Source organism: Euzebyales bacterium (genome assembly GCA_036374135.1).
Classification (GTDB): domain Bacteria; phylum Actinomycetota; class Nitriliruptoria; order Euzebyales; family JAHELV01; genus JAHELV01.
In genome coordinates, this window is the sequence record DASUUK010000033.1 from 15976 (window position 1) to 41437 (window position 25462).

The window sequence follows — 25462 nt, forward strand, 5'->3', positions numbered from 1 at the left end:
CTCGGGACCCGTTTACGCTGTTGAACGACAGTTGTCAACACCTGCCACCCACAGCTGGATCATCATGACATCGGTTGTCATCACGAACGCAGAGCGGGCCGCCCGCGCCGAGCTCGCGTGGCGTGACGCCGAGGGGCGCCTGCGGGCGGCCGCGTTCGTACCGCTGGTGATCGACGGCGCGGTCGCTGCGGCGCTGCCCTTCTCGGAGTCCGCCGTCGTGGCGAGCCTGGCGGACGTGGGTACGGCCACGCTGGCCTTCACCGATTCGCGCATGGCGTGGAAGGGGTGGTCGCCGCTCGTGGTGGAGGTGGCTGTCGAGGTCACAGCGGACCGCACGGGGGAGTGGACCTGGACGGGCGCGTTGGATCAGGAGGTGCGCAAGCACCCGCCGGCGCGGCTGCTGGTCGACACCGCGATCCAGCGTCGAGAGCACTGGTGGTACGTCCCGAGGTGGGTGGTGTTGCTGCGTCCGCGCGGCGCTGCGGCCGCGGTCGCACGCCGCCAGGGTCCACATGACGGGCTGCTCGTGACCGCCGCGGGCGACGCGCCGTCTGTCCGCCCCGTCGCGGTCGACAGATGGGACGCGACCGAGGTGGAGATCACGCCGCTGGCCGAAGCGACGGCGTGGCCACCGGCTGGAACGACGGCGGCGCTGCTGTTCGGCCACGACTTCGCGATCCCCGACCAGGAGCGGTCCAGTGCCGTCCGGTTGCGCGGCGTCCTCGACGGGCGCGTCCTCTCCGTCGAGGAGCGCGAGGGTTCGCTCGACCTGCCGTTACCGGGTCTGCTGCGGAGCCTGCGGCGCCACCGCGACCTGGAACGCGCGTGCCGCCGCGCGCTCGCGGCCTACGACGCGTCGCCCTCAGCCGCGGCGACGTAGCTGCGGTACACAGAGATCAGCGCTTCCTTCTGCGACTCGGTGAGACGGGGGTCGATGCGTATGGCCCGCTCGGTCGGCGGGGTGGCGGACGTCGCGGTCGGGGCGCCGTTGGCGTGCTCGAGCAGTCCCGCCTGCTCGAGGAGGGTCTCGGCGGACAGGTCGAGTGCCTCCGCGATCGAGCGCAGCACGCGCACCGACGGGGCGTGCAGCCCCCGTTCGATCTGGCTCAGGTAGGGATTCGACACCTTCGCGATGTCGGCGAGCTGCCGCAGCGACAGGTTCGCGAGCTTGCGTTGACTGCGGATGTAGGAGCCGAGGGCCGCCCGCTGCCGTTCCCAGGGATCGTCGATCATGGCGTCTTCCAGCCTACGACAGGTGTGGACATGCGACGACGCACCGCGGAATCCGCGGTGCGTCGTCGTGGATGGTGCGTCAGGTCGCCGAAGACTACTTGCTGGTCTTCTTGGCGGTGCTGGCGGCCTTCTGCGACTCCTGCGCGGTGATCTGCTCGCCCTGCGCCCACGCGGTGGAGGCGGTGCGCATCACGTTGTGTGCGAACTCGCGCTGTGCGGCGAGCAGCGACTCGGCGAAGTCGAAGACCTGGTCGAGGACCTCGTCGGGCTTCGGCAGGTCGTTGACGCTGGCCGTGCGCTCCTGGGTGGTGCCCATCAGGCGGTTGACGCTGTCGGTCCAGACCTGCATGGCCTCGACGAAGGCGTCCTGGCTCTGACGGACGAAGTCGAGCGTCTGGTTCTGGGCGGTCTGGGTCATCTCACGGGTGTCGGTCATTGCGTATCACTCCATCGTTGGAGATTGCGGACAGGAGGTTGATTTATCGTGCACCGCTAACTATACCAAGCACACGCCACGTGTCAACCCCCTACCGCCTCACAACCTTCCCATCGGCGGTGGGCGTGATGCCCATCCGCCGGCGGGTGCGCATGCCCTGGTGTCGGCGGCGTGGACGCCCACGACGCCGGGCCTCTTCAGTCGGCGGTCGCTCGGACGTACTGACCGGGGGCATCGTCGATCGGCGGATGCGCCTCCGACCCGACGGGACGGGCGTCGACCATCCCGCCCGCGCGCTTGCCGATCCACTCGGCCCAGTCCTCCCACCATGACCGGCCCGACTCGGCCGCGTGGTCCCACCAGGCATCCGGGTCCGGTGGCGTCTCCGACGACAGCCAGATCTTCGCCTTGGGACTGGGCGGGTTCACAACGCCGGCGATGTGGCCGCGCGAGCTCAGGCAGAACCGGACGTCACCGCCGAGCAGCTGGGTGGACTTGTACGAGGAGCGCCACGGCGCGATGTGGTCGTTCTGTGCCGCCACGATGTAGGCGTCGCAGTCGACCGCCTTGAGCGACAGGGGCTGGCCGGCGAGCTCCATCTCGTCCTCCGCGAGTTCGTTGCCGACGTAGCACGACCGCAGGTACCACGAGTGCATCTCGGCGGGCATGTTGGTCGAGTCCGAGTTCCACGTGAGGATGTCGAACGGCGGCGGGGCCTCGCCCTTGAGCCAGTTGTTCACCAGGTAGTTGAAGATCAGGTCGTTGGCCCGCAGGGCGTCGAACGTACCGCGCATCTCGCTGGCCGGCAGGTAGCCCTTCTTGTCCATCTTCGCCTCGAGACGCTCGATGGTCCCGATGTCGGTGAACACGCCCAGCTCGCCGGGCTCGCGGTAGTCCAGCAGGGTGTTGAGCAGGGTGATCGAGTTGACCCGGTCCTCGCCGGACGCCTTGAGCCAGGCGACCAACATGGCCGTCAACGCGCCTCCCAGGCACAGCCCGATCATGTTCACCGTCTCCTGGCCGGTGATCTCGGCCACGACGTCCATCGCCGTGTGCGGGCCGTGGATCAGGTAGTCCTCCATCGACGTGTCGCGCATCTCCGCGTCCGGGTTGCGGTAGCTGATCATGAAGACCGTGTGACCGTGCTGCACCGCCCACTCGATCAGGCTCTTCCCGGGGGCGAGATCCATGATGTAGTACTTGTTGATCCAGGGCGGGCTGCACAGGATGGGGATCTCGTGGACCTGTTCGGTCTGCGGCTCGTACTGGATGAGTTCCATCAGCTCGTTGCGGAACACGACCTTGCCCGGCGTCGCGGCGAGGTTCTCGCCGAGCTCGAACGGCGACGTGTCGACCTGGCGCGGACGGCCGTTGTTGTTGACCACGTCGTCGAGCATGTTCCGCATGCCCTTCAGCACGCTGATCCCGCCGGTCTCGAACGCGCGCTTGAGCGCACCCGGATTGGTCAGCAGACCATTCGTGGGCGCGACGGCGTCCAGCAGGTAGCGCAGCGCGAACTCGGCCTTGCCGCGGCTGTGGTCGTCGAGGCGCGCGCTGTCGAGCAGGTCGTGCAGGTACCGGGCGCCCGCCGCATAGGTCTGGTGCAGCGCGAAGTACGCTGGGTTCGCGCTCCAGGTCGCGTCCGCGAACCGTAGGTCACCGTCGATCGGCAACGGGGCCTCGACATCGCGGCCGACGGCCAGCTCGGCAGTCGCCCGGCCGGCGGCGGCCATGTTCGCCATCAGCGACAGCGTCGCCCGTGACGCGGCGATCGGGTTGGCCAGGGCGCTGACGCCGGCGCGCGCGAGCGCGCGACCGAACAGCACCGCGTCGGCGTCGGCGATCAGTCCCGCCTCGGGGGACAGGACGTCGGCGAGCTGCTCGATGCGGTCGTTGACGCTGTTGCTCATTGGCTCGGCCTTTGCTCACGCGGGCATCCTCGGGTGCTCAGAATACCTAGCAGACGCTTTCGGTACACAGCGGCCCGCGGACGACAGTGTCCGCGGGCCGTGGGTCCTGTGCCTACGTCAGCCGCTCGAAGACGGCGGCGATGCCCTGCCCGCCACCGATGCACATCGTGACCAGGCCGTAGCGCCCGTCGATGCGCTCGAGCTCGTGGAGTGCCTTGACCGTCAGGATCGCGCCCGTCGCGCCGATCGGGTGGCCCAGCGAGATGCCACTGCCGTTCGGGTTGGTGCGGTCCTCCGGCAGGCTCAGATCGCGCATCACCGCGATGGCCTGTGCGGCGAAGGCCTCGTTGAGCTCGATCGTGTCCATGTCATCGACCTTGAGGTCTGCGCGATCGAGCGCCTGGCGGATCGCCCCGATCGGGCCGACACCCATGATGCTCGGCTCCACGCCGGCGAACCCGTAGGACACGAGACGCGCCATCGGGCTGTGCCCGTTCGCTTCAGCGAACTCGCGCTCCATCAGGATGACCGCCGCGGCGCCGTCGTTGATGCCCGCAGCGTTTCCGGCGGTGACGTTGCCATCGCCCTTGAACACCGGCTTGAGCTTGCTCATGCCCTCGATGCTCGCGTCGGCGCGGACGTGCTCGTCGGTGGTGAACGTCACCGTCTCCTTGCGGGTGCGGACCTCGATCGGCAGGATCTGGTCGTCGAAGTACCCCTCCTGGTGGGCCTTCGCCGCGCGCTGGTGGCTCTGGACGGCGAACGCGTCCTGGTCCTCGCGGGTCACACCCCACTGCTCGGACACGTTCTCGGCGGTGACACCCATGTGGCAGTCCTGGAACGGGTCCGTCAGGGCGCCCACGGTGGCGTCGATCAGCTTGCCGTCGCCCAGGCGCTCGCCCCAGCGCGCCCCGGGCACCCAGTAGGCGCCGCGGCTCATCGACTCGGCCCCGCCGGCCAGTGCCGCGTCGCAGTCACCCAGGGCGACCATCTGCGCCGCCGACACGATCGCCTGCAGGCCGCTGCCGCACAGCCGGTTGACGGTGAGCGCGGGCGTCTCCACGGGCAGTCCCGCATTGACGGACACGACGCGCGACAGGTACATGTCGTGGACGTCGGTGTGGATGACGTTGGCGAAGACCGTCTGACCGACCTTTTCGGGATCGACGCCACTGCGGCTGATGGCCTCTGCCGCGACCTTCGCTCCGAGGTCGGTCGGCGGGATGTCCTTCAGTGCGCCGCCGAACCGCCCGACGGCTGTCCTGACTCCACTGGCGACGACGACTTCGCGTGCGGTCTGCATTGTTGTCCTCCTCGGGGGACGCGCAGCCCCGGTGGCGATGGAGCTGAGCGACCGATCGGCTCCTGCGGACGTCCGACCGCCCTGTCGGGTGTCCACGTGCGGCAAAGTTCCTCCCAGAATGCGTACCGCCACAGGCCTTCGGGGAAACGTCGGGACACGGGTGGAAGATTTCCTGTCGAGACATGGCGACGGCGACCGAAGGGATGCGCTCATGGCAGACATGAAAGGACAGGTGGCGTTGGTCACCGGCGGGTCACGTGGGATCGGACGGGCGATCTGCGAACGCCTCGTCGGGCGGGGTCTCAAGATCGCTGCGGGTTATTCCCGCAACTCGTCGGCAGCCGAGGAACTGCAGCAGAAGTTCCCCGACGCCGGGATCACGATCCACCAGGGCAACATCGGTGATGCCGAGGACTGCGCGCGGGTGGTCCGGGAGGTCATCGACCAGCACGGTCAGCTCGACATCCTGGTCAACAACGCCGGCATCACTGTGGACAAGACGGTCCGCAAGATGACTGCCGACGACTGGGACCGCGTCATACAGGTCAACCTCAACGGCGCCTTCTACATGTCGAGCGCCGCGCTGCACCAGATGCTCGACCAGGGTGGTGGGCGCATCATCAACATCAGCTCGGTGATCGGTGAGAAGGGCAACGTCGGCCAGGCCAACTACTCGTCGGCCAAGGCCGGTCTGCTCGGCCTAACGATGAGCATGGCGCTCGAGACCGCCAAGAAGGGCATCACGGTCAACGCGGTGGCGCCGGGCTACATCGAGACCGACATGTTCAGCGACGTGCCCGACAAGATCCAGGAGCAGATCGTCGAGACGATCCCGACCGGCCGGCTCGGCAAGCCGGACGAGGTCGCGCGCGTGGTCGAGTTCCTGGCCGACCCCGAGTCGAGCTACATCACGGGCTCGGTCTTCGATGTCAACGGCGGCCTGTTCATGTCATCCTGAGGCCCACGGCGTGTCTCGCCGCGCGCGGCGCGCCACCGTCGGGTGGCGCACGTCCCAAGCCTCACGACCGGTACCCCTCGCGCAACGCGGGCGCACCATCGTATGGTGTGTCTGCGGGCGTGAGGAACGGAGAGTCGATGTTTGTGACCTGCACGGCTCCCACGTGCCGCGCGCCCCGTGAACTGAGACCTGCTGCCCCGTGGCCCCTGCGGCCCGGGGCAGTTTCGCGTCTGGACGCGCCGACGCACTCGGTGTGTCGGCAACGCCACCACGAGTAGCGGTCGACCATGTGCCCGCGCGAGGCGGGCGAGGAGGAGTCATGCCACGAATCAGCGTCACCGTCGACGGGGTGACCTACGAGGACGATGTCGAACCCAGGCTCCTGCTCGTGTACTACCTGCGCGAGCGCCTCGGACTGACCGGAACGAACGTCGGCTGCGACACGAGCAACTGTGGTGCCTGCACCGTGCTGTTCAACGGGCGCAGCGCCAAGAGCTGCACGATCCTGGCCGCGCAGGCCGACGGCGCCGAGATCACGACGATCCAGGGGCTGGCGCGCAACGGCGAGTGGCATCCGCTGCAGAAGGCGTTCAACACCGAGCACGGTCTGCAGTGTGGGTACTGCACACCCGGCATGATCATGTCGTCGGTCGACCTGCTCGAGCAGAACCCCGACCCGTCGGAGGAGGAGATCCGCCACGGCCTCGAGGGCAACCTCTGCCGGTGCACCGGCTACCAGAACATCGTCAAGGCGGTCCAGACCGCCGCGGCCGAGGCCCGCCAGGAGGTGACGTCGTGACCGACACCGCCACACCGAAGAGCGGCAACATCGGCGACGCGGTGGTCCGCAAGGAGGACGCCAAGCTCGTCACCGGGCAGACGACGTGGACCGACAACATCGCGTTCCCCGGCATGCTCTACATGTCGGTGCTGCGCAGCCCGATGGCCCACGCGCGTATCAACAGCGTCGACGTCAGTAGCGCACTCGAGCAGCCGGGCGTCCTGGGAGCCTTCTCGGGCGCCGACCTCGCCGACGAGTGGGCGGGGCCGATGCCGTGCGCCTGGCCAATCACGGACGAGATGGTTCACCCTGACCATTGGCCCATCGCCGTTGATGAGGTCCGCTACGTCGGCGACGCCGTCGCGGTGGTCGTCGCGCGGGACCGCTTCGCGGCGGCCGACGCGCTCGAGCACATCATGGTCGACTACGAGCCCCTTGACGCCGTCGTCGACATGGAAGCCGCGTTGGAGGACGGTGCGGCACTCGTGCACGCCGACAAGGGCACGAATACCACGTACGTATTCAACTTGAGCAACGGCGACGTGGACGGCGCCTTCGATGGTGCACACACCGTTGTGAAGCGTCGCTTCATCAACCAGCGGCTGATCCCGACGGCCATCGAACCTCGCGCGGTCGTCGTTGCGCCGATCGCTGCGGCCGGCGAGTTCACGATGTACACGGCGACACAGATACCGCACATCCTCCGACTGATGCTGGCGTTGACCACCGGCGTGTCCGAGTCGAAGCTGCGCGTCGTCGCCCCCGATGTCGGTGGCGCCTTCGGGTCGAAGCTGAACGTGTACGCCGAGGAGCTCATGGCGCTGGTGCTCGCCAAGAGGCTTGGGCGGCCGATCAAGTGGACCGAGACGCGCAGCGAGGGGTACCAGACGACGATCCACGGCCGCGATCAGATCCAGGAGGTAGAGGCCGCGGTCGACGAGGACGGTCGACTGCGCGGCTTGCGGGTGAAGCTGCTGGCCGACATGGGTGCGTACCTGCAGCTGCTGACACCCAGCATCCCGATCCTTGGCGCGTTGATGTATCCCGCGATCTATAAGATGGATGCCTACTCATTCGAGTGCACCGGGGTGTTCACGAACAAGACGCCCACCGACGCCTACCGCGGTGCGGGCCGGCCTGAGGCCACCTATGCCACGGAGCGGATCATGGACGAGGTCGCGGTCGAGCTCGGGATGGACCCCATGGAGTTCCGGCGGCGCAACTGGATCACGCACGAGGAGTTCCCGTTCGAGACGATCGCGGGACTGACGTACGACTCGGGCCATTACGAAGCCGCCACCGACAAGGCCATGCAGCTGTTCGACTACGAGGGACTCCGCGCCGAACAGCAGCGCAGGCGGGAGTCGGGTGACCGCCACCAGCTCGGCATCGGCATCTCGACCTACACCGAGGCGTGTGGCGTAGGACCATCCCGCGTGCTCGGTAGCCTCGGAAATGCGGCGGGCGGTTGGGAGAGCGCCACGATACGGATGCTGCCGTCGGGCAAGGTCGAAGTCGTCACTGGCGTCTCGCCGCACGGGCAGGGGCATGAGACGACATTCAGTCAGATCGTGGCCGACACGCTCGGGGTGCCGTTCGAGGATGTAGAGATCCTCCACGGTGACACCAAGGTCGCGCCACAGGGCCTGGACACCTACGGGTCGCGGTCACTGGCGGTTGGAGGCGTCGCCGTCTACAAGGCCGCTCATCGCATGCTCGACAAGCTCAAGACGGCTGCCGCGCACATGCTGGAGGTGTCCGTCGATGACGTCGAGTTCGCCGACGGGAAGTTCCGGGTGCGGGGCTCACCGGACACCGCCAAGGGCATCGGCGACGTCGTGCTGGGCGTGTTCGCCGCGCACGATCTGCCTGATGGCTATGAGCCGTCACTGTCGGCGGAGTTCACATTCGATCCGGAGAACCTGTCGTTCCCACACGGCACGCACCTGTGCGCGGTCGAGGTCGACACCGAGACCGGGATGCCGAGGATCCGCGAGTACGTGGCGGTCGACGACGTCGGCAACGTCGTCAACCCACAGATCGTCGACGGCCAGGTCCATGGAGGCCTGGCGCAGGGCATCGCCCAGGCGCTGTACGAAGAGGCGGTGTACGACGACGCCGGCAACCTGACGACCGGCTCGCTGGTCGACTACTACGTGCCGGGTGCCCCGGATCTGCCCCACTACGTCACCGACCGGACGGTGACGCCGGCGACCAGCAACCCGTTGGGCGTCAAGGGCGTCGGGGAGGCCGGCACCATCGGGTCGACGCCCGCGGTCGTCAACGCCGTGCTCGACGCCGTGCGCCACCTCGGGGTCACCCACATCGAGATGCCGTGCAGTCCGGAGCGCGTGTGGCGCGCCCTGCAGCAGGGCGCGGCCACCAGAGACGAGATCGCGCCGGAGGGCGCGGAGGGAGGACAGCACCCGTGATTCCCGCGAGCTTCGACTACACGAGGGTCGACACGGTCGACGAGGCGGTCGCCGCGCTCGCCGAGCACGGTGAGGACGCGAAGGTCCTGGCGGGTGGGCACAGCCTGATCCCGCTGCTGCGCCTGCGCATGGCGTTCCCGAGCGTGCTGGTGGATATCGGGCGCGTCGACGAGATGCGGGGTGTGCGCGACGACGGTGACCACCTGGTCATCGGGGCCGCCACCACGCACGACGAGGTGATGCACGACGACCTGGTGCACCAGCACTGTCCGGTGATCGCAGATGTGGTCGGCGAGGTCGGCGACCCGCAGGTGCGCCACCGGGGCACCTTCGGTGGCGGACTGGCGCACGGCGACAGCGCCGGCGACCTGCCGGCGCTCGCCCTGGCCCTCGATGCCACGTTCGTGGTGGCGGGTCCGGGCGGTCGACGGGACGTCGCCGCGTCAGACTTCTTCGTCGACTACCTGCAGACCGCGTGTGGCCCCGACGACGTGCTCGTCGAGGTCCGCGTGCCCAAGCTCGGCGACGGCTGGGGCCACGACTACCAGAAGTTCAACCGGGTCGCGCAGGCCTGGGCGATCGTCGGCAGCCTCGCGCTCGTCCGCCGCGACAACGGCAGCGTCGGTGAGGCGCGCGTCGGTCTGACCCACATGGGCACCGTGCCGCTGCGCGCCACGCAGACGGAGCAGGCGCTGATCGGCGCGTCGACGGATGCGATCGCCGACGCGTGCGACCTGGCCGCCGAGGGCACGTCGCCCCCGGAGGACCTCAATGCCAGAGCCGACTACCGTCAGCACCTTGCGCGCGTTCTGACCCGCCGCGCGGTGGAGAACGCGCTGGGTGGCTGACGCCCCGGGCGACGTCGGAGGGGACCAGGCGGGGGCTGCTGACCTCAGCAGCCCCGGCGCGGTGCGCGATCGCCTCGCCGAGCACGACTACCTGGCCGATGCGGGCCTGTCGACGGTCATCTTCCTCGCGCTCAGGACCCAGCGCCCGCTGTTCCTGGAGGGTGAGGCCGGAGTCGGCAAGACCGCGGTCGCGCACGCGCTGTCCGGCGTGCTCGACGCGCCACTCGTGCGCCTCCAGTGCTACGAGGGCATCGACGCGAGCCAGGCGCTGTACGACTGGGACTTCCCGCGGCAATTGCTGCACCTGCGCGCGGCAGAGGCGGGCGGCGTCGATGACGTCGCGGCCGTCGAGGCCGAGCTCTACACGCGCCGGTTCCTGATCGCCAGGCCGTTGCTGCAGGCGCTCGAACAGTCGCCGTGCGTGCTGCTGATCGACGAGATCGACCGCGCTGACGACGAGTTCGAGGCGTTCCTGCTCGAGATCCTGTCGGAGTTCACGGTGACCGTGCCGGAGATCGGCACGTTGCGCGCGACCGAGCCGCCGATCGTCGTCATCACGTCGAACCGCACACGCGAGGTCCACGACGCGCTGAAGCGACGCTGCTACTACCACTGGCTCGAGCATCCGGACTTCGATCGCGAGATCGCGATCGTGCGAACGCGGTTGCCGCGCGTGTCCGAACGCCTCGCACGTGAGGTGACGGCCGTCACGCAGGCGCTGCGGGGTGCCGATCTGCTCAAGCCGCCCGGGGTCGCAGAGACCATCGACTGGGCCGGCGCCCTGGCGGCGCTTGATGTGCACAGCCTGGAACCCGATGTCGTCATGGCCACGATGGGCGCGGCGTTGAAGTACCGTGAGGATCAGGAGCGCGCCCGCCGACTCGACATCGGACAGCTCGTGCGGCAGGCGCTGGCCGAGGTCTGAGGACCACACGCGCATGGACGCGACGAGCAACGGAGGTCTCCCGCGGCACGAGCCCGCGTCGCCGAACGGGGCGGACGCCCCGGCGCCGGTGGTCGGCGCCGTGGCGCTCGCCGCTGCGCTGCGCGGTGCGGGGCTGCCGGTCGGTCCCGACCGGGTGCAGCGCTTCATCGCGGCCCTGGACCACCTCGACGCGAGGGACCGCACAGAGGTGTACTGGGCGGGCCGCGCGACGCTGTGCAGCCATTCCGAGCACATCGGCCGCTACGACACCGTCTTCGCGGCGTTCTTCGACGGTCGTGTGGCCGACATGCGACAGGCGCAGCAGGTGCCGGCGCGTCCGGTCGCGGGGTACGCGTTGCCGTCGATCACAGAGGACCGGTCAGAACCAGAGGACGACGAGGACCAGACCGCGCTGGTCGCCAACGCCAGCTCCGTCGAGGTACTGCGCCGCCGTGACGTCGCGTCGCTCGACGATGACGAACGGCGGCAGCTGCAGCGCCTGCTCGCCCGGTTCGCACTTCCGGGCGCCCAACGGCGGACGCGGCGGTGGCAGCCGGACCGCGTCGGTGCCATCGACCGCTCGCGCACTGTGCGGGCGCTGCTGCGCAGCGGCGGCGAGGTCGCGCAGCTGCGCCACCGGTCGGCGCGGCACCGGCCGCGCCGGGTCGTGCTGCTGGTCGACGTCAGTGGATCGATGACGCCCTACGCCGACGCCCTCCTGCGGTTCGCGCACGCGGCGGCACGCGCACGTCACCGCACCGAGGTGTTCTCGGTCGGCACGCGGCTCACCCGGCTGACTCGTGAGCTCAGCCATCGCGACGCCGACACGGCAATGGCCGCGGTCGCGGCGGCCATCCCGGACTGGAGCGGTGGCACGCGGCTCGGTGCGCAGCTGAAGGCGTTCCTCGACCGCTGGGGGCAGCGGGGCATGGCCCGCGGTGCGGTCGTGGTGGTGATGTCCGACGGATGGGAGCGCGACGACCCCGCTCTGCTCGGCGAGCAGATGGCGCGGCTGCACCGGCTCGCGCACCGCGTCGTGTGGGCCAACCCGCGGCGTGCGCGTCCGGGCTTCGAGCCTCTCGTGGGTGGCCTGGTCGCCGCGTTGCCGTATGTCGACGACTTCGTCGACGGGCATAGTCTCGAGTCCTACGAGCACCTGGCCGACGTCGTCGCCGGCCGGGAGGTGACGATCCGTGCGTGACATCCTGACGTCTCTGCAGGCATGGTGGAAGTCCGAGGAGCCGCTCGCGCTCGCCACCGTCGTCGACGTGCGCAAGAGTGCGCCCCGGCAACCGGGCGCGGCCATGGCCGTCGGCTCGGACGGCGAGGTCGCGGGCAGCGTCTCGGGCGGCTGCGTCGAGGGGGCGGTCTACCAGCTCGGCCAGCAGGTGCTGGCGAGCGGCATGCCCGAACTCGCCCACTACGGCTACAGCGACGACGAGGCGTTTGCGGTCGGCCTGACGTGCGGTGGCGAACTGGACGTCTTCGTGGAACGCGTCGATCCTTTGGCGCGCCCGTGGTTCGGACGCCTGCTCGACGCGATCGCCGCCGAGGACCCCGTCGTGGTGGCGACCGTCATCGACGCCCCGTCGACGGAGGAGGCGCCGCCGCAGCGGGGCGAGGCCATGCTGATCGGACCCGACTGGACCGAGGGCGGGTTGGGCTCGGAGGGCCTGCAGGTCGCGGTGGTCGACGACGCGCGCGGCATGCTGCAGCAGGGCGCGACGGGGGAGCGGCGCTACGGACGGCACGGCGAACGTCGCCTCGACGACGTCCGGGTCTTCATCTCGTCGTTCGCCCCGCGCCCCCGCATGTTCGTGTTCGGCGCGATCGACTACGCCGCGGCCGTCGCGCGCATCGGCCACTTCCTCGGCTACCACGTCACGGTCTGCGACGCCCGGGCGACGTTCGCGACGTCCAAGCGCTTCCCTCACGCCGACGAGGTCATCGTCGAGTGGCCGCACCGCTACCTGGACCGCGTCGCCCTCGACGGGCGGACCGCGATCTGCGTGCTGACCCACGACCCGAAGTTCGACGTGCCGCTGCTCGAGGTGGCGCTGCGCAGCCCCGCCAGCTACATCGGCGCGATGGGCAGTCGGCGCACCCACGACGAGCGGCTCGAGCGGCTGCGCGAGCGGGGCCTGACCGAGGAGGAGCTGGCGCGGTTGCGTTCGCCCATCGGGCTCGACCTGGGAGCGCGCACGCCGGAGGAGACGGCGGTGTCAGTCGCGGCCGAGCTGATCCAGTGCCGCTGGGGTGGCTCGGGGCTGCCGCTGAGCGACACGTCCGGGCGCATCCACGAGGTACGGGGCGACGGATCGATGTCGACCGCCCCGATCGCCCGCGCCGGCAGCGGGTGAGGCCCGCCCCGCCCGCCGGGGTGCTGCTCGCCGCGGGGTCAGGCAGTCGGTTCGGCCGACCGAAGGCGCTCGTCGCGTTCCACGGAGAGCCCCTCGTGCGGCGCGGCGTCCGGTTGCTGACGCTGGCGGGCTGCGCCCCGGTCGTGGTCGTGGTCGGTGCGTCCGCGGACGCGGTGACCGCCGTGCTCGCTGACACCGACGTCACGGTTGTCCACAACCCGGACTGGGCGTCCGGCATGGGTGGATCGTTCCGCGAGGGGCTCGCGGCCGCCCGCCGCAGCGGGGCGCCTGCCGCTGTCGTGGCGCTCGTCGACCAGCCCCTGGTCGCGCCCGATGTCGTGCGGGATCTCATCCGGGCGTGGCGCGGTGGTGCGGTCGTCGCGGTCGCCACCTACGGCGGGGCGCAGCGCACGCCCGTGGTGCTCGACGCGGCGAGCTGGGACGCCGCGGCGGCGTCGGCCGTCGGCGACCGCGGGGCGCGTGCCCTGTTGCGCGAGCGCCCCGAGTGGGTACAGCCGGTACCGTGCGACACGCGCGCGTCGCCGCGCGACATCGACACCGAGGCCGACCTGCACGCCCTGTCGAAAGAGCCCGATCCCAACCAACCCACCCAGTGTCGACGGTCGTCCGGCAGCAAAGGAGCAGCAATGGAACTGAAGCACACATTCACGGTGCCCGTCAGCGCGGACGCGGCGTTCGAGGTGCTCACCGACATCGAGCGGATCGCCCCGTGCATGCCCGGCGCGTCGGTCGACTCCGTCGACGGGGACGAGTTCACCGGTACCGTGAAGGTCAAGGTGGGGCCGATGCAGGTGACCTACCGGGGCAAGGCGTCGTACACCGAACTGGACCGGGACAACTACAGCGCCGTCATCGAGGCACGCGCCCAGGAGACGCGCGGCAGCGGGACCGCCAACGCGACGATCTCGGCGTCTCTGGAGGAGCAGGGCGACGAAGAGACCGAGGTCAACGTCGTCAGCAACCTCGCGATCACCGGCCGGCCGGCGCAGTTCGGCCGGGGCGTGATGAACGAGGTCGGCAGCAAGCTCATCGGCCGCTTCGCGGAGTGCCTGTCGACGAAGCTGTCCGGAGACGACGAGGCGGCCGAGGAGGCCGTCGATCAGCCGGCCGGCACGCCCGCTGTCGGCAGCAACGGCAGCAGCGCCGCCGCGTCGGATCAGGCCATCACCCAGCAGGTCGGTGCAGCGCCGCCGCAGCCCGCGTCTGGGGCGGCGCCCGCCGCGGCAGCCGCCGCGCCGTCGGCCGCCGCCGCGACCTCCGGTGCGACCCCTGCCGGATCGACGGCTGAGTCCGGCGCCACCGACACGCATGCCGGCAACCAGGCCACCACGCCGAAGCAGACGTCCGGCCCCGACGTCGAGGCCATCGATCTGTTCGAGGTCGCCGGGCCGTCGATCATCAAGCGCGCCGCGCCCGTCGCCGCCGTCCTCCTGCTGCTGTTCATCATCGTCTGGCGCCGCCGCTCCTGACCGCCCCGCCACGACCTCGCCGACGCCACCGGCCCGCCCGAACCGACACCCGAATCGACACCCACCTCGTGATTTGACAACCACCTTCAGGCACAGATCACGAGGTGGTTGTCAAATGACGGCACAACGCGGTGAAATGACAACCACCACGTGATCGGTGCACGTGAGGGTGTCAGGCTGCGTGCGCTCGCGCGACCTCGGTGGCCATTCCCGAAGGGTCGTGCACGACGTCCTGCCAGACGAACCGCAACACCCGTATGCCGAGCAGCTGAAGGCGCCGGTCCGTTGAGCGATCCAGCCGTGCGCGGTCATGTCGGGTGTGGAATCGGAGGCCGTCGAACTCGACGACCAGCCCGACGTCGCGATAGAGAAGGTCGACCTCGCGGATGAGTCCCTGCGCGTCGTGCAACGCGACATTCCATTCACCGGGCGGCAGTCCGTGCGCTCGGAGCGCCGCAGCAGCGCGTCGCTCGAGCACGCTCCGTAACCGCTGCGCCCCGTCGGGATGGGTGGCCGTGGCGATGGCTCGCACACCGGCCCGGCCGTTCGACATCGCGTCCGCGGTGAGGTGGATGGACCGCCACAGCGACGGCGAGGCGCTACAGCTGTCCAACATCGCGAGCGACGACCACGCATCCAGCTCGGTGGAACAGTCGGCGATGGTCCGTGGGACGGACGTGGTTGGAACCGACCCGACCCGGACGATGTGCCGGGGAGGCAGGTACCTGGTCCGATGGATCACGACGTCGTCGATCGGTCGTCGCCTCCGAGCGGTCTCGACGAGCACATGCGCCTGCCGGTGCCGCGGGGCCTCGAGGCCGTGGAGCTCGGCCGCCGTCCAGCGGCACGCAACAGAACCGTCGCCGGCGATCAGCACCGCGCGCATCGCTCTCGCTTGGATGTCGCCACGCCTTCCGGGAAGAGCGACCACGCCGCGCGCGACACGGTCGAACACGCCACGTTCCACGCGTCGTGCGATCTGGTCGCGCGACAGTCCCAGGTTCAGGAGCTGGCCGACGCGCGCATGACCATGCTGGCGATTCATCAGCTCGATCGCGGCGGCATCGGCGGAGTGTCTGCTCACGTCCTCAGGGTGGTCGAAACCGCGCCACGCGTGTGTTGCGTCGCCGATCTGCCTGTGGATGTCCGACGCGCGAATCACGAGGTGGATGACATTTCACGTGGATACGCCGGCATCGGGCAACCACCCACGCTGGTGCTCGACCATCCTGCCAAACGACGACCACCATCGGAGCGCGAAGGTGGTCGTCGTTTCACGAGGTGGGGGCGTGTTGTCGAGGTGGGGTCTGTTGTCGGGGTGGTGGCAGGAGGGTGGGGCTGGGCGGGAGCCGGGGGGTCGGGGCGCACCTAGGATTGGGCCGATGAGCATGACGAAGGCGCGGACCGAGGGGCGGTTCGAGGTCGTCAGCGAGTTCGAGCCCGCCGGCGACCAGCCGCGGGCGGTCGAAGGCGTCGCGCGGGCGATCGAGGCGGGCGAGACCGACACGGTGCTGCTCGGGGTGACGGGCTCGGGCAAGACGTACACGGCCAGCAAGATCGTCGAGGCGGTCCAGAAGCCGACGCTGGTCATGGCGCCCAACAAGACCCTGGCCGCCCAGCTCGCCAACGAGTTCAAGGAGTTCTTCCCGCACAACGCGGTCGAGTACTTCGTCAGCTACTACGACTACTACCAGCCCGAGGCGTACATCCCGTCGTCGGACACCTACATCGAGAAGGACTCGTCGATCAACGACGAGATCGAGCGGTTGCGCCACCGCGCGACGATGGCGTTGCTGACCCGCCGGGACGTCCTGATCGTCGCCAGCGTGTCGTGCATCTTCGGTCTGGGATCACCCGACGAGTACGAGAAGCACGTGCTGGCGCTGCGGCGCGACGAGGACGTCGACATGGACGGCGTGTTGCGCAAGCTGGTCGACCTGCAGTACGAGCGCAACGACCTGAACTTCGTCCGCGGCAAGTTCCGCCGGCGGGGCGACACGCTCGAGGTCTTCCCGGCCGACTCCGAGCTGGCGTTCCGCATCGAGTTCTTCGGCGACACCGTGGACCGCATCACGCGCCTGAACCCCGTGACCGGCGAACTCGTCAGCGAGGTCGACGAGGCGTGGATCTTCCCGAACAGCCACTACGTCGCCGGCGCCGAGCGCATGAAGCGCGCCATCTCGACGATCGAGGCCGAGCTGGCGGAGCGCCTCGCCGAGCTCGAGGCCGAGCAGAAGCTGCTCGAGGCGCAGCGGTTGCGCATGCGCACCAGCTACGACCTCGAGATGATGCGCGAGATCGGCTTCTGCTCCGGCATCGAGAACTACTCGCGCCACATCGACGGGCGCAGCCCGGGTGAGGCGCCGCACACGCTGCTCGATTACTTCCCCGACGACTTCCTGTGCGTCATCGACGAGTCACACGTCACCAACCCGCAGATCGGTGGCATGTACGAGGGCGACATGTCGCGCAAGCGGGTGCTGGTCGAGCACGGCTTCCGTCTCCCGAGCGCCTGCGACAACCGCCCGCTGACGTTCGAGGAGTTCCGCGAGCGCGTCCCGCAGACCCTGCATGTCTCGGCGACGCCGGGGTCGTTCGAGCGTCGCGTCTCGACGACCGTCGTCGAGCAGGTCATCCGCCCGACCGGCCTGGTCGACCCCGAGGTCGTCATCCGGCCGACCAGGGGCCAGATCGACGATCTGATCGGTGAGATCCGCCGGCGCGCCGACGACGACGAGCGCGTCCTGATCACCACGCTCACCAAGAAGATGGCCGAGGACCTGACCGACTACCTCCTCGAATCGGGTCTGCGGGTCCGCTACCTGCACTCCAACATCGACACGGTGCAGCGCATCGAGATCCTCCGCGAGCTGCGGCTGGGCGAGTTCGACGCGCTGGTCGGCATCAACCTGCTGCGCGAGGGCCTGGATCTGCCGGAGGTCTCGCTCGTCGCGATCCTCGACGCCGACAAGGAGGGGTTCCTGCGGTCGGAGACGTCGCTGATCCAGACGATCGGGCGTGCGGCGCGCAACGTGAAGGGTCAGGTCGTCATGTACGCCGACGAGCTGACCGACTCGATGCGCCGGGCGTTGCACGAGACCAACCGGCGCCGTGAGCTGCAGCTGGACTACAACGCAGAGCACGACATCGACCCGCAGACGATCCGCAAGAAGGTCGGCGACATCATCCAGATCGCCCGCGCGGCGGAGGCGGGTCAGCCCTACGCGGCGGCGACGGCGCCGAACCGGCGCACCCGACGGGGTGACGGCGACGGGGTCGACGTGTCCGACCTGCCCAAGGCCGATCTCGCGAAGCTCATCCAGTCACTGACCGATGAGATGCACGATGCCGCATCGGATCTGAAGTTCGAGTACGCGGCGCGGCTCCGCGACGAGATCACCGAGCTGCGCCGCGAGCTGCGGGCGATGGAGGACGCGCTGCGCTGACAGCCGGTGCCGGCCGGACGCCCCGGGGCGCCCCGCCGTCGGCGTGACGCTTGATCAGTGTGCCGCCCACGTCCACCGGGTGCTGGCGCTGAAGATCTCGTGCGACCCGAGCTGGCGGACCCCCGATCGCTCGGGGTGGGCGAAGGGGTCCGGCCACGCCGTCTGCGGCTCGACACAGACCGCGTGCTCCGGCGTGTAGACGACGACGGTCGAGGGCGTCACCGGCAGCTCCATCGTCAGCGACAGGTCGGGCCACTGCACGGCGACCGGTTGCTTGACGTCGACGTACGCATGATCGAGGCGGCGGCGCCCCAACCTGGCGCCCCGCTGCAGATCGAGCTTCCGCCCGGCCTTGACGACCTCGCCGGTGGGGATGCGGTCCTTGGACGTCTGGAGCACCGAGACGCTGTCGACGACGACCGTCATGTCGCCCTTGTCAGGTCTGCGGAACCAGGGGTGCCAGCCGAGTGCGACCGGCATCGGTGTCTGGCCGGCCTGCACCTGGATCTCCAGGTCGAGGCAGCCCCGGGTCAGTGTGATCCGCTGGGCGGCCATGCCGCCGAGCGGCCAGCGTGACGTCGGCAGCGGGCAGAGCAGTTCGACGGCGTTGTTGGCGGAGCGGTCGACGGACCATGCCTGGTCGTAGGTGACGCCGTGGATGGCGTGCTCGCCGTGGTTGGCCTCGAGCGTCACGTCGAGATCGTCGATCCGTGCGCCGGCGACGCGCCCGGCCCAGGGGATCATGGCGAACGCGCCCCATCCGAAGGGGTCGTCGGCGGCGTCGATCAGCCGCTCGGTTCCGCCGATGCGCAACGACGACAGGCGGCCGCCGTTGGCCTCGTCGACGACCACACGGTCGTCACCGGACGCGAGCTCGATCACCATGTCGGTTCCTTCCCGCACCGCGGTGCCATGCCCGGCGCCACCGGATCGCCGGCGCGTCGGGTCACCATCCGCGGGCCTCCCACGCGTCGAGGTGGGGTCGTTCGGTGCCCAGCGTCGTGTCGTCGCCGTGCCCCGGGTGAACCCACGTGTCGTCGTCGAGCGTGAACAGCTGCCGGCGCAGCGACGCCATGATCTGCTCGAAGGCGGTCGCGTTGGTCGTCTTGCCCGGTCCGCCGGGGAACAACGTGTCGCCGGTGAACAGGTGCGTGGTGTGGTCGGGTCGGTCATCGGCTGCACCCGAGAGCAGGACGCAGACGCTTCCGTCGGTGTGCCCCGGTGTGTGACGAACCTCGACCGACGCGGCTCCCACCGAGATGATGTCGCGGTCGGTGACGGTCCCGTCGGCCGGCACAGGGATCATCTGGGCGTCGGCGGCGTGGTGCAGCACCCGCGCCCCTGTCGCGCGCGCGACCGCCGCCAGTGCCTGCCAGTGGTCCGGATGGCCGTGCGTCGTCAGGACGGCGGTGATGTCGACGTCCCCGATCGCCGCGAGGATGCGGTCGGGCTCGTCCGCTGCGTCGATGACGATGCCGGTGCCGGCGGACGCGTCGCTCAACACGTAGCAGTTGTTGTCCATCGGGCCGACCGACAGCTTGGTCACCGTCAGGGTCGCCGCGGGATGGCGGATGTGCCGCAGCGCCGCTGGACCTGCGGGCTCGACGTGACCGCGGTCGTCGAAGGGCCGGGCCGTCAGCGTCGGGGAGCCTGGCGTCGTGGCGGGGTCGCCTGCTGGGGATCTGCGCATGTCGCTACGACGTTACCTGGTGGCGTGGTCGCCCAGCACATCGAGCAGGTCGGCCGCCGGCATGGGGTTGGCCACATGGTGCCCCTGGACCGCGTCGCACCCCAGCAGTCCCAGCCGCTGCTGCTGCAACGCCTGCTCGACACCCTCACCGATGACGAGCAGACCCAGGCCGTGGGCCAGGTTAATGGTCGCGTCGAGCACGGCGGTCGCGCGATGGTCACCGTCGCGCACGAGCCCGGAGACCAGCGAGCGGTCGATCTTGACGACGTCCAGGGGCAGGCTGGCGAGCCGCATCGCAGACGTTGCGCCGGTGCCATGGTCGTCGAGGGCGACGCGCACTCCGCGCGCCCGGACGGCGCCCAGCAGCGCGGTGACATGGTCGCCGTGGCTGCTCACGGTGCGCTCCGACAGCTCGATGACCAGCTGGGGCGGTTCGAGGCCCGCGTCGAGCAGTGCATCGTCGATCTGCGCGAGCAGGGCGGGGTTGAGCTGCCGGCCCGACACGTTCACGGCGACCGGCACGGCTGTGTGCAGCTCCTCCCGCCACGCTCTGGCGTCCCGGCACGCCGTCCGCAGCACCCAGCAGCCGAGCTCGCCCATGAGACCGAGCTCCTCGGCGAGTGGGATGAAGGTGCCGGGCGGAATGGTGCCCAGCTCCGGGTGGCGCCAACGAGCCAGAGCCTCCACGCCGACCACCTGGCCCGGTGTGCCGGTGTCGTCGATGGACAGCTGTGGCTGGTACGCCAGCTCGAACTCGTCCGCGGTCAGTGCGCGCCGCAGGTCGTCCTCCAGGCGGTGCCTCGTGGCGGCCCGCCTGCCGATGACCGATGTGAAGAAGGCCACCTGGTTCGTGCCGAGTGCCTTGGCCCGGTACATGGCCATGTCGGCGCAGCGCACGAGCGTCTCCTGGTCGTCGCCGTCGCGGGGCCAGACGGCGATCCCGATGCTCGCGGTCACCTGCACGCCCATGCCGCCCAGATCGATCGGCGCGTCGAGCTCGGCGAGCAGCTTGCGCGCCACCAGTGCGGCGTCGCCGGCGCGGCTGAGCTGGGCCAGCACCACCGTGAACTCGTCGCCGCCGAAGCGTGCGACGGTGTCACCCTGACGGACGCGGTGCTGCAGCCGCGACCCGACCTCGCGCAGCAGCGCGTCACCGTGCGCGTGGCCCAGGGTGTCGTTGACGCGCTTGAACCTGTCGATGTCGCAGAACAGCACCGCCAGCGGCGTCCCGTCACGGCGGGCCCGGGCGAGGCCCTGCGAGAGCCGGTCCATGAACAACTTGCGGTTGGGGAGCCCGGTCAGCGTGTCGAAGTGGGCCAGCCGTTGCAGTTCGGCGTCGAGGCGCTTGCGCTCGGTGACATCGCGCAGCACCAGCAGATGGCCCGCCGCCAGTGACGCCGGCGATGGCAGGCGGGTGGCGACGGCGTCCAGGTGGACCACGCCCCGGTCGGGGTTGGCCAGCTCGAGCTCCGTTCGTGCGGCCAGGTTGGACACGTTGTCGAGCAACGCGCGGACCTCCGGCACGGCCCGCAGCAGCTCACCCGCCGCCGTGCCGAGTGCCTGGACCTTCTCGCGTCCCACCAGATCGACCGCGGCCGGGTTGAGGTCGATGACGGCTCGCTCGTCGTCGAGCACGAGGATCGCGTCGCTCATCCGCTCGATCACGAGGTCACGCGCGACCGGCACCATGTCGAACAGGGCGTACCGCTCCGACGTCCACAGCAGCACGGTCGCGAACACCGCGAAGGCGGCGGGCGTGGCGTCGAAGCGGCCGAAGCCACCGATCCTGAAGATGATGACGAGGTTGACCAGCCAGGGCAACGCGAGCGCGAGCAGCATGCGCCGGACCTGTGGCCCGGCGGTGCGTGGCAGGCGCGCCAGCGACGTGAGCAGCAGGGTGCAGCCGGCGATCAGCAGGATCTGCACGTACCAGTAGTGGATCCAGAACAGCGGACCCGACGCCACCAGCGGCACGACGTCCGCGGCCAGGGGTTCCTCATAGCTGCGGATCAGCTCACGCGTCGAGGGGAGGGCGAGCATCGTGACGACCCAGATGGGCTCGATCGCCAGCGCGACGGCGGCGGATCGGGTCATCAGATCGGTCCGGCGCGTGAACTGGCAGACGAAGACGAGCAGTGTCGGCGGCACCAGGCTGATCGCGGCGTATTTCACCACGCCGCCCACGAGTTCCGCCACGGTCAGGCTCGTGGTCGCGAGCTCGACGGCGTAGGCGAGGTTCCACGCACCGATGACGAACAGCAGTGCCGCGACCGTGCGCCGCGTCCGTCGCCGGCCGATGCGCAGGGCGGTCACCCCGACAGCGAGCGTGGCGGTGCCGACCGCCAGCGTTGCGGTGCTCGCTACCGACCAGGCCACAGCCGCATCCGCCCGTCACGATACATGGTGTAGTGCAAATCATACCGTCGGTTGTCTGCGAAATGGTGGCCGTCGAAGCTCCGACCCGGCGCGGGCTAGACTCTCTCCGGCGGCGGGCACCGTCCCGGGCCCGTTGTCCCAATGACATGAGCGGTCCATCCCCGGCGCGTCCCGCTCACTTCAGACGATACCCTGGAGCTTGCGCATGGCATCGACGTCGACCGGACGCGGGCGTGGCACGCGGGCGGGGGCGAGCGCCAGCGAGCCGGTGGGCGGGGAGCGCAGGGTGAGGGCGAGCGCCAGCGAGCCGGTGGGCGGGGAGCGTCACGATGGTGCGCTGGTCGTTCGCGGTGCCCGGGAGCACAACCTGGCCGACGTGGATCTCGAGCTGCCGCGCGGTGCCCTGATCGTGTTCACCGGGCTGTCCGGCTCGGGCAAGTCGAGCCTGGCGTTCGACACCATCTATTCGGAGGGCCAGCGGCGGTACGTCGAGTCGCTGTCGGCGTACGCGCGCCAGTTCCTCGGTCAGATGGACAAGCCGGACGTCGACTTCATCGAAGGGCTGTCGCCGGCGATCTCGATCGACCAGAAGTCGACGAGCCGCAACCCGCGGTCGACGGTCGGGACCATCACCGAGGTCTACGACTACCTGCGTCTGCTGTACGCGCGCATCGGTCGACCGCACTGCCCGAACTGTGGAAAGCCGATCGAACCGCAGTCGGCGGAGCAGATCATCGATCAGATCGAGCAGCTCGCCGAGGGCACCCGGTTCCAGGTGCTCGCACCCGTCGTCCGGGGGCGCAAGGGTGAGTACGAGAAGCTGCTGGCCGATCTGTCGGCGCAGGGCTTCGCCCGGGCGCGCGTGGACGACGAGGTGGTGGACCTCGCCGACCCGCCGCAGCTCGCCCGGTACGAGCAGCACACCATCGAGGTGATCGTCGACCGCCTGGTCGCCAAGGAGGGGATCCGACGGCGCCTGGCGGACTCGGTCGAGACGGCACTCCGGCTGTCCGACGGCATCGCGGCGATCGAGACCGTGCCGCGTGCCGGCGAGGAGGCCGAACCCGAGACGACGGTGTTCTCCGAGCACCTGGCCTGTCTGTCCTGCGGGTTGAGCTTCGATCGGCTGGCACCCCGCGACTTCTCGTTCAACACGCCGTACGGCGCGTGCGAGACCTGCCACGGACTCGGCACCCGGCTGGAGGTCGACCCGGAGCTCGTCGTCGACCCGCAGCGGCCGTTGATCAACGGTGCGATCCGGCCGTGGACGACCGGCAGCCAGTCCACCTACTACGAGCAGTTGCTCCGGGCGGTGGCCGACCACCTGGGCGCTGATCCCACGACTCCGTGGGCCGACCTCGACGCACGGCAGCGCCGCGTGCTGCTGTACGGGCGCTCCGGGGGTCTGTCGGTCACGGTCTCGTACACCAACCGCTTCGGTCGCAAGCGTCGGTACCGCGCCTCCTACGAAGGCGTCGTCCCGCAACTGCTCAGACGACACGGCGAGAGTGACTCGGACACAGTGCGCCAGCGCATCGAGGAGTACATGCGCGAGGTGCCGTGCAGCGCGTGCGACGGCGCGCGCCTGCGCCCGCTGGTGCTGGCGGTGACGGTCGGTGGCCGCAACATCGCCGAGGCGTGCGCGCTGTCCGTCGAGGATGCGGAGCGCTTCTTCGCCGGCCTCGAGCTCACGGAACGCGAGCGGATCATCGCCGAACGGGTGCTCAAGGAGGTGCGGGTGCGGTTGCGGTTCCTGCTCGACGTCGGGTTGGACTACCTGACGCTCGACCGGGCCGCCGCCACGCTGGCCGGCGGTGAGGCGCAGCGGATCCGGCTGGCGACGCAGATCGGATCCGGCCTCGTCGGCTGCCTGTACGTGCTGGACGAGCCCTCGATCGGACTGCACCATCGCGACAACGAACGGCTGATCGAGACGCTGCTGCGCCTCCGCGACCTGGGCAACACGGTCATCGTGGTCGAGCACGACCGTGCGACGATCGAGGCTGCCGACCACCTGGTCGACATCGGACCGGGCGCCGGGGAGCACGGCGGGCACATCGTGCACTCCGGGTCACTGGAGGGCCTGACGGCCGCGGACGGATCGATCACCGGCGACTACCTCGCCGGCCGCCGCGAGATCGCCGTGCCCCCGCAGCGCAGGACGCGGCAGCGCGGCCGGGAAATGGTCGTCCGTGGCGCGCGGGAGCACAACCTCGACGCGATCGACGCGACGTTCCCCCTCGGGCTGTTCGTCGCGGTCACCGGTGTGTCGGGCTCGGGCAAGTCGACCCTGGTCAACGACATCCTCAAGACCGCCCTGATGCGGCACGTCTACGACGCGCGCGCCGTCCCGGGCCGGCACCGCCGGATCGACGGGCTCGACAGGATCGACAAGGTCGTCGGCATCGATCAGACGCCGATCGGCCGCACACCCAGGTCGAACCCCGCGACCTACACGAAGATGTTCGATCACATCCGCAAGCTGTTCGCTGCGACGACCGAGGCGAAGGTGCGCGGGTACCAGCCGGGCCGGTTCAGCTTCAACGTCAAGGGCGGGCGCTGCGAGACCTGCAAGGGCGACGGCACGATCAAGATCGACATGCAGTTCCTGCCGGACGTGTACGTGCCCTGCGAGGTGTGCGGCGGCCGACGCTACAACCGTGAGACGCTCGAGGTGCGCTACCGCGGCCGGAACATCGGCGAGGTGCTCGACATGTCGGCCGAGGAGGCGCTGGCGTTCTTCGGCTCGATCCCGACCATCGCCCACCATCTGCAGACGCTGGTCGACGTCGGCCTCGGCTACGTGCGCCTCGGCCAGCCCGCGACGACGCTGAGCGGGGGAGAGGCCCAGCGGGTGAAGCTGGCGTCGGAGCTGCGCAAGCGCGCGACCGGTCAGACGGTCTACATCCTCGACGAGCCCACCACGGGACTGCACTTCGAGGACGTCCGCCGCCTGCTGTCGGTGCTGCACCGCCTGGTGGACAAGGGCAACACGGTCATCGTCATCGAGCACGACCTCGACGTCGTCAAGACCTCGGACTGGATCATCGATCTGGGACCCGAGGGCGGCAGCGGCGGCGGCCGCATCGTGGCCGAGGGGCCGCCCGAGGACGTGGCGGACGTCGGGGCGAGCTACACCGGGAAGTTCCTGCGCCCGTTGCTCGCCCGCGCGTGACGTTCGCCGGCGCCGTGGACGGCGCCGGCGTGGGTGTGCCGCTCGGGCGAGGTGGGGGCGGCAGACGATGCTCGAACGACGCGGCTACAAGGCGACCCG

20 protein-coding genes are annotated in these 25462 nt (G+C 69.8%); 12 read left to right on the top strand and 8 right to left on the bottom strand.

Annotated elements, in window-relative coordinates:
• The first annotated feature begins 64 nt into the window (after positions 1-64).
• Positions 65-880, top strand: coding sequence for a hypothetical protein (locus VFZ70_04830; protein HEX6255115.1), 816 nt, complete (start codon positions 65-67; stop codon positions 878-880).
• On the opposite strand, the gene VFZ70_04835 is transcribed toward VFZ70_04830, so the two are convergent.
• The 4 genes from VFZ70_04835 to VFZ70_04850 form a co-directional block, all read right to left on the bottom strand.
• On the bottom strand, positions 847-1233 hold the full coding sequence (locus VFZ70_04835; GenBank protein ID HEX6255116.1) for a helix-turn-helix transcriptional regulator: 387 nt from the start codon (positions 1231-1233) through the stop codon (positions 847-849). The two genes, VFZ70_04830 and VFZ70_04835, sit on opposite strands and share 34 nt — an antisense overlap.
• 94 nt (positions 1234-1327) lie before the next feature.
• Positions 1328-1669: a hypothetical protein gene (locus tag VFZ70_04840; protein HEX6255117.1), complete on the bottom strand. Its 342-nt coding sequence runs from the start codon at positions 1667-1669 to the stop codon at positions 1328-1330.
• A gap of 197 nt (positions 1670-1866) precedes the next feature.
• Positions 1867-3579: an alpha/beta fold hydrolase gene (locus VFZ70_04845; GenBank protein ID HEX6255118.1), complete on the bottom strand. Its 1713-nt coding sequence runs from the start codon at positions 3577-3579 to the stop codon at positions 1867-1869.
• 112 nt (positions 3580-3691) lie between these two features.
• A complete protein-coding gene (locus VFZ70_04850) occupies positions 3692-4882 on the bottom strand; it encodes an acetyl-CoA C-acyltransferase family protein (protein HEX6255119.1) in 1191 nt (396 codons plus the stop codon).
• A gap of 211 nt (positions 4883-5093) precedes the next feature.
• Between VFZ70_04850 and VFZ70_04855 the strand changes: the two genes are divergently transcribed.
• The 8 genes from VFZ70_04855 (at position 5094) to VFZ70_04890 (ending at position 14676) form a co-directional block, all read left to right on the top strand.
• Entirely contained in the window at positions 5094-5840 is a 747-nt protein-coding gene (locus VFZ70_04855; protein ID HEX6255120.1) for a 3-oxoacyl-ACP reductase family protein, read from the top strand.
• Between the two features lie 319 nt (positions 5841-6159).
• On the top strand, positions 6160-6639 hold the full coding sequence (locus VFZ70_04860; GenBank protein HEX6255121.1) for a (2Fe-2S)-binding protein: 480 nt from the start codon (positions 6160-6162) through the stop codon (positions 6637-6639).
• A complete protein-coding gene (locus VFZ70_04865) occupies positions 6636-9053 on the top strand; it encodes a xanthine dehydrogenase family protein molybdopterin-binding subunit (protein ID HEX6255122.1) in 2418 nt (805 codons plus the stop codon). Before VFZ70_04860 ends, VFZ70_04865 begins: the two co-directional genes overlap by 4 nt.
• Entirely contained in the window at positions 9050-9901 is an 852-nt protein-coding gene (locus VFZ70_04870) for a xanthine dehydrogenase family protein subunit M (protein HEX6255123.1), read from the top strand. Before VFZ70_04865 ends, VFZ70_04870 begins: the two co-directional genes overlap by 4 nt.
• Positions 9894-10826 (top strand): MoxR family ATPase, encoded by a 933-nt coding sequence (locus VFZ70_04875; GenBank protein HEX6255124.1) that lies wholly within the window; start codon positions 9894-9896, stop codon positions 10824-10826. Before VFZ70_04870 ends, VFZ70_04875 begins: the two co-directional genes overlap by 8 nt.
• A 13-nt stretch (positions 10827-10839) precedes the next feature.
• A complete protein-coding gene (locus tag VFZ70_04880) occupies positions 10840-12027 on the top strand; it encodes a VWA domain-containing protein (protein ID HEX6255125.1) in 1188 nt (395 codons plus the stop codon).
• The gene (locus tag VFZ70_04885) at positions 12020-13186 is read left to right on the top strand and encodes an XdhC family protein (protein HEX6255126.1); all 1167 of its coding nucleotides are present in this window, start codon (positions 12020-12022) and stop codon (positions 13184-13186) included. Before VFZ70_04880 ends, VFZ70_04885 begins: the two co-directional genes overlap by 8 nt.
• A 20-nt stretch (positions 13187-13206) precedes the next feature.
• On the top strand, positions 13207-14676 hold the full coding sequence (locus VFZ70_04890; protein ID HEX6255127.1) for an NTP transferase domain-containing protein: 1470 nt from the start codon (positions 13207-13209) through the stop codon (positions 14674-14676).
• Positions 14677-14848: 172 nt separating this feature from the next.
• Here VFZ70_04890 and VFZ70_04895 read toward each other — a convergent pair whose 3' ends face one another.
• Positions 14849-15292, bottom strand: coding sequence for a DUF559 domain-containing protein (locus VFZ70_04895; protein HEX6255128.1), 444 nt, complete (start codon positions 15290-15292; stop codon positions 14849-14851).
• A 117-nt stretch (positions 15293-15409) separates the two neighbouring features.
• Here VFZ70_04895 and VFZ70_04900 point away from each other — a divergent pair, with 117 nt between their 5' ends.
• Both VFZ70_04900 and uvrB read left to right on the top strand, forming a co-directional pair.
• Complete coding sequence (locus VFZ70_04900) at positions 15410-16048, top strand: hypothetical protein (protein ID HEX6255129.1); 639 nt, start codon at positions 15410-15412, stop codon at positions 16046-16048.
• 10 nt (positions 16049-16058) lie between these two features.
• Positions 16059-18122 carry an excinuclease ABC subunit UvrB gene (uvrB, locus tag VFZ70_04905; protein ID HEX6255130.1) on the top strand — a complete coding sequence of 688 codons (2064 nt, stop codon included), beginning with the start codon at positions 16059-16061 and terminating at the stop codon, positions 18120-18122.
• Positions 18123-18176: 54 nt separating this feature from the next.
• Here the strand turns inward: uvrB and VFZ70_04910 are convergent, their stop codons facing one another.
• The 3 genes from VFZ70_04910 to VFZ70_04920 all read right to left on the bottom strand — a co-directional run bounded on the left by VFZ70_04910 (position 18177) and on the right by VFZ70_04920 (position 22188).
• A complete protein-coding gene (locus tag VFZ70_04910; protein HEX6255131.1) occupies positions 18177-19007 on the bottom strand; it encodes a hypothetical protein in 831 nt (276 codons plus the stop codon).
• A gap of 61 nt (positions 19008-19068) precedes the next feature.
• Positions 19069-19812: an MBL fold metallo-hydrolase gene (locus tag VFZ70_04915; protein ID HEX6255132.1), complete on the bottom strand. Its 744-nt coding sequence runs from the start codon at positions 19810-19812 to the stop codon at positions 19069-19071.
• A gap of 12 nt (positions 19813-19824) precedes the next feature.
• Positions 19825-22188 carry an EAL domain-containing protein gene (locus VFZ70_04920; protein ID HEX6255133.1) on the bottom strand — a complete coding sequence of 788 codons (2364 nt, stop codon included), beginning with the start codon at positions 22186-22188 and terminating at the stop codon, positions 19825-19827.
• Positions 22189-22393: 205 nt separating this feature from the next.
• Here VFZ70_04920 and uvrA point away from each other — a divergent pair, with 205 nt between their 5' ends.
• A complete protein-coding gene (uvrA, locus tag VFZ70_04925) occupies positions 22394-25363 on the top strand; it encodes an excinuclease ABC subunit UvrA (protein HEX6255134.1) in 2970 nt (989 codons plus the stop codon).
• Positions 25364-25462: the final 99 nt, after the last annotated feature.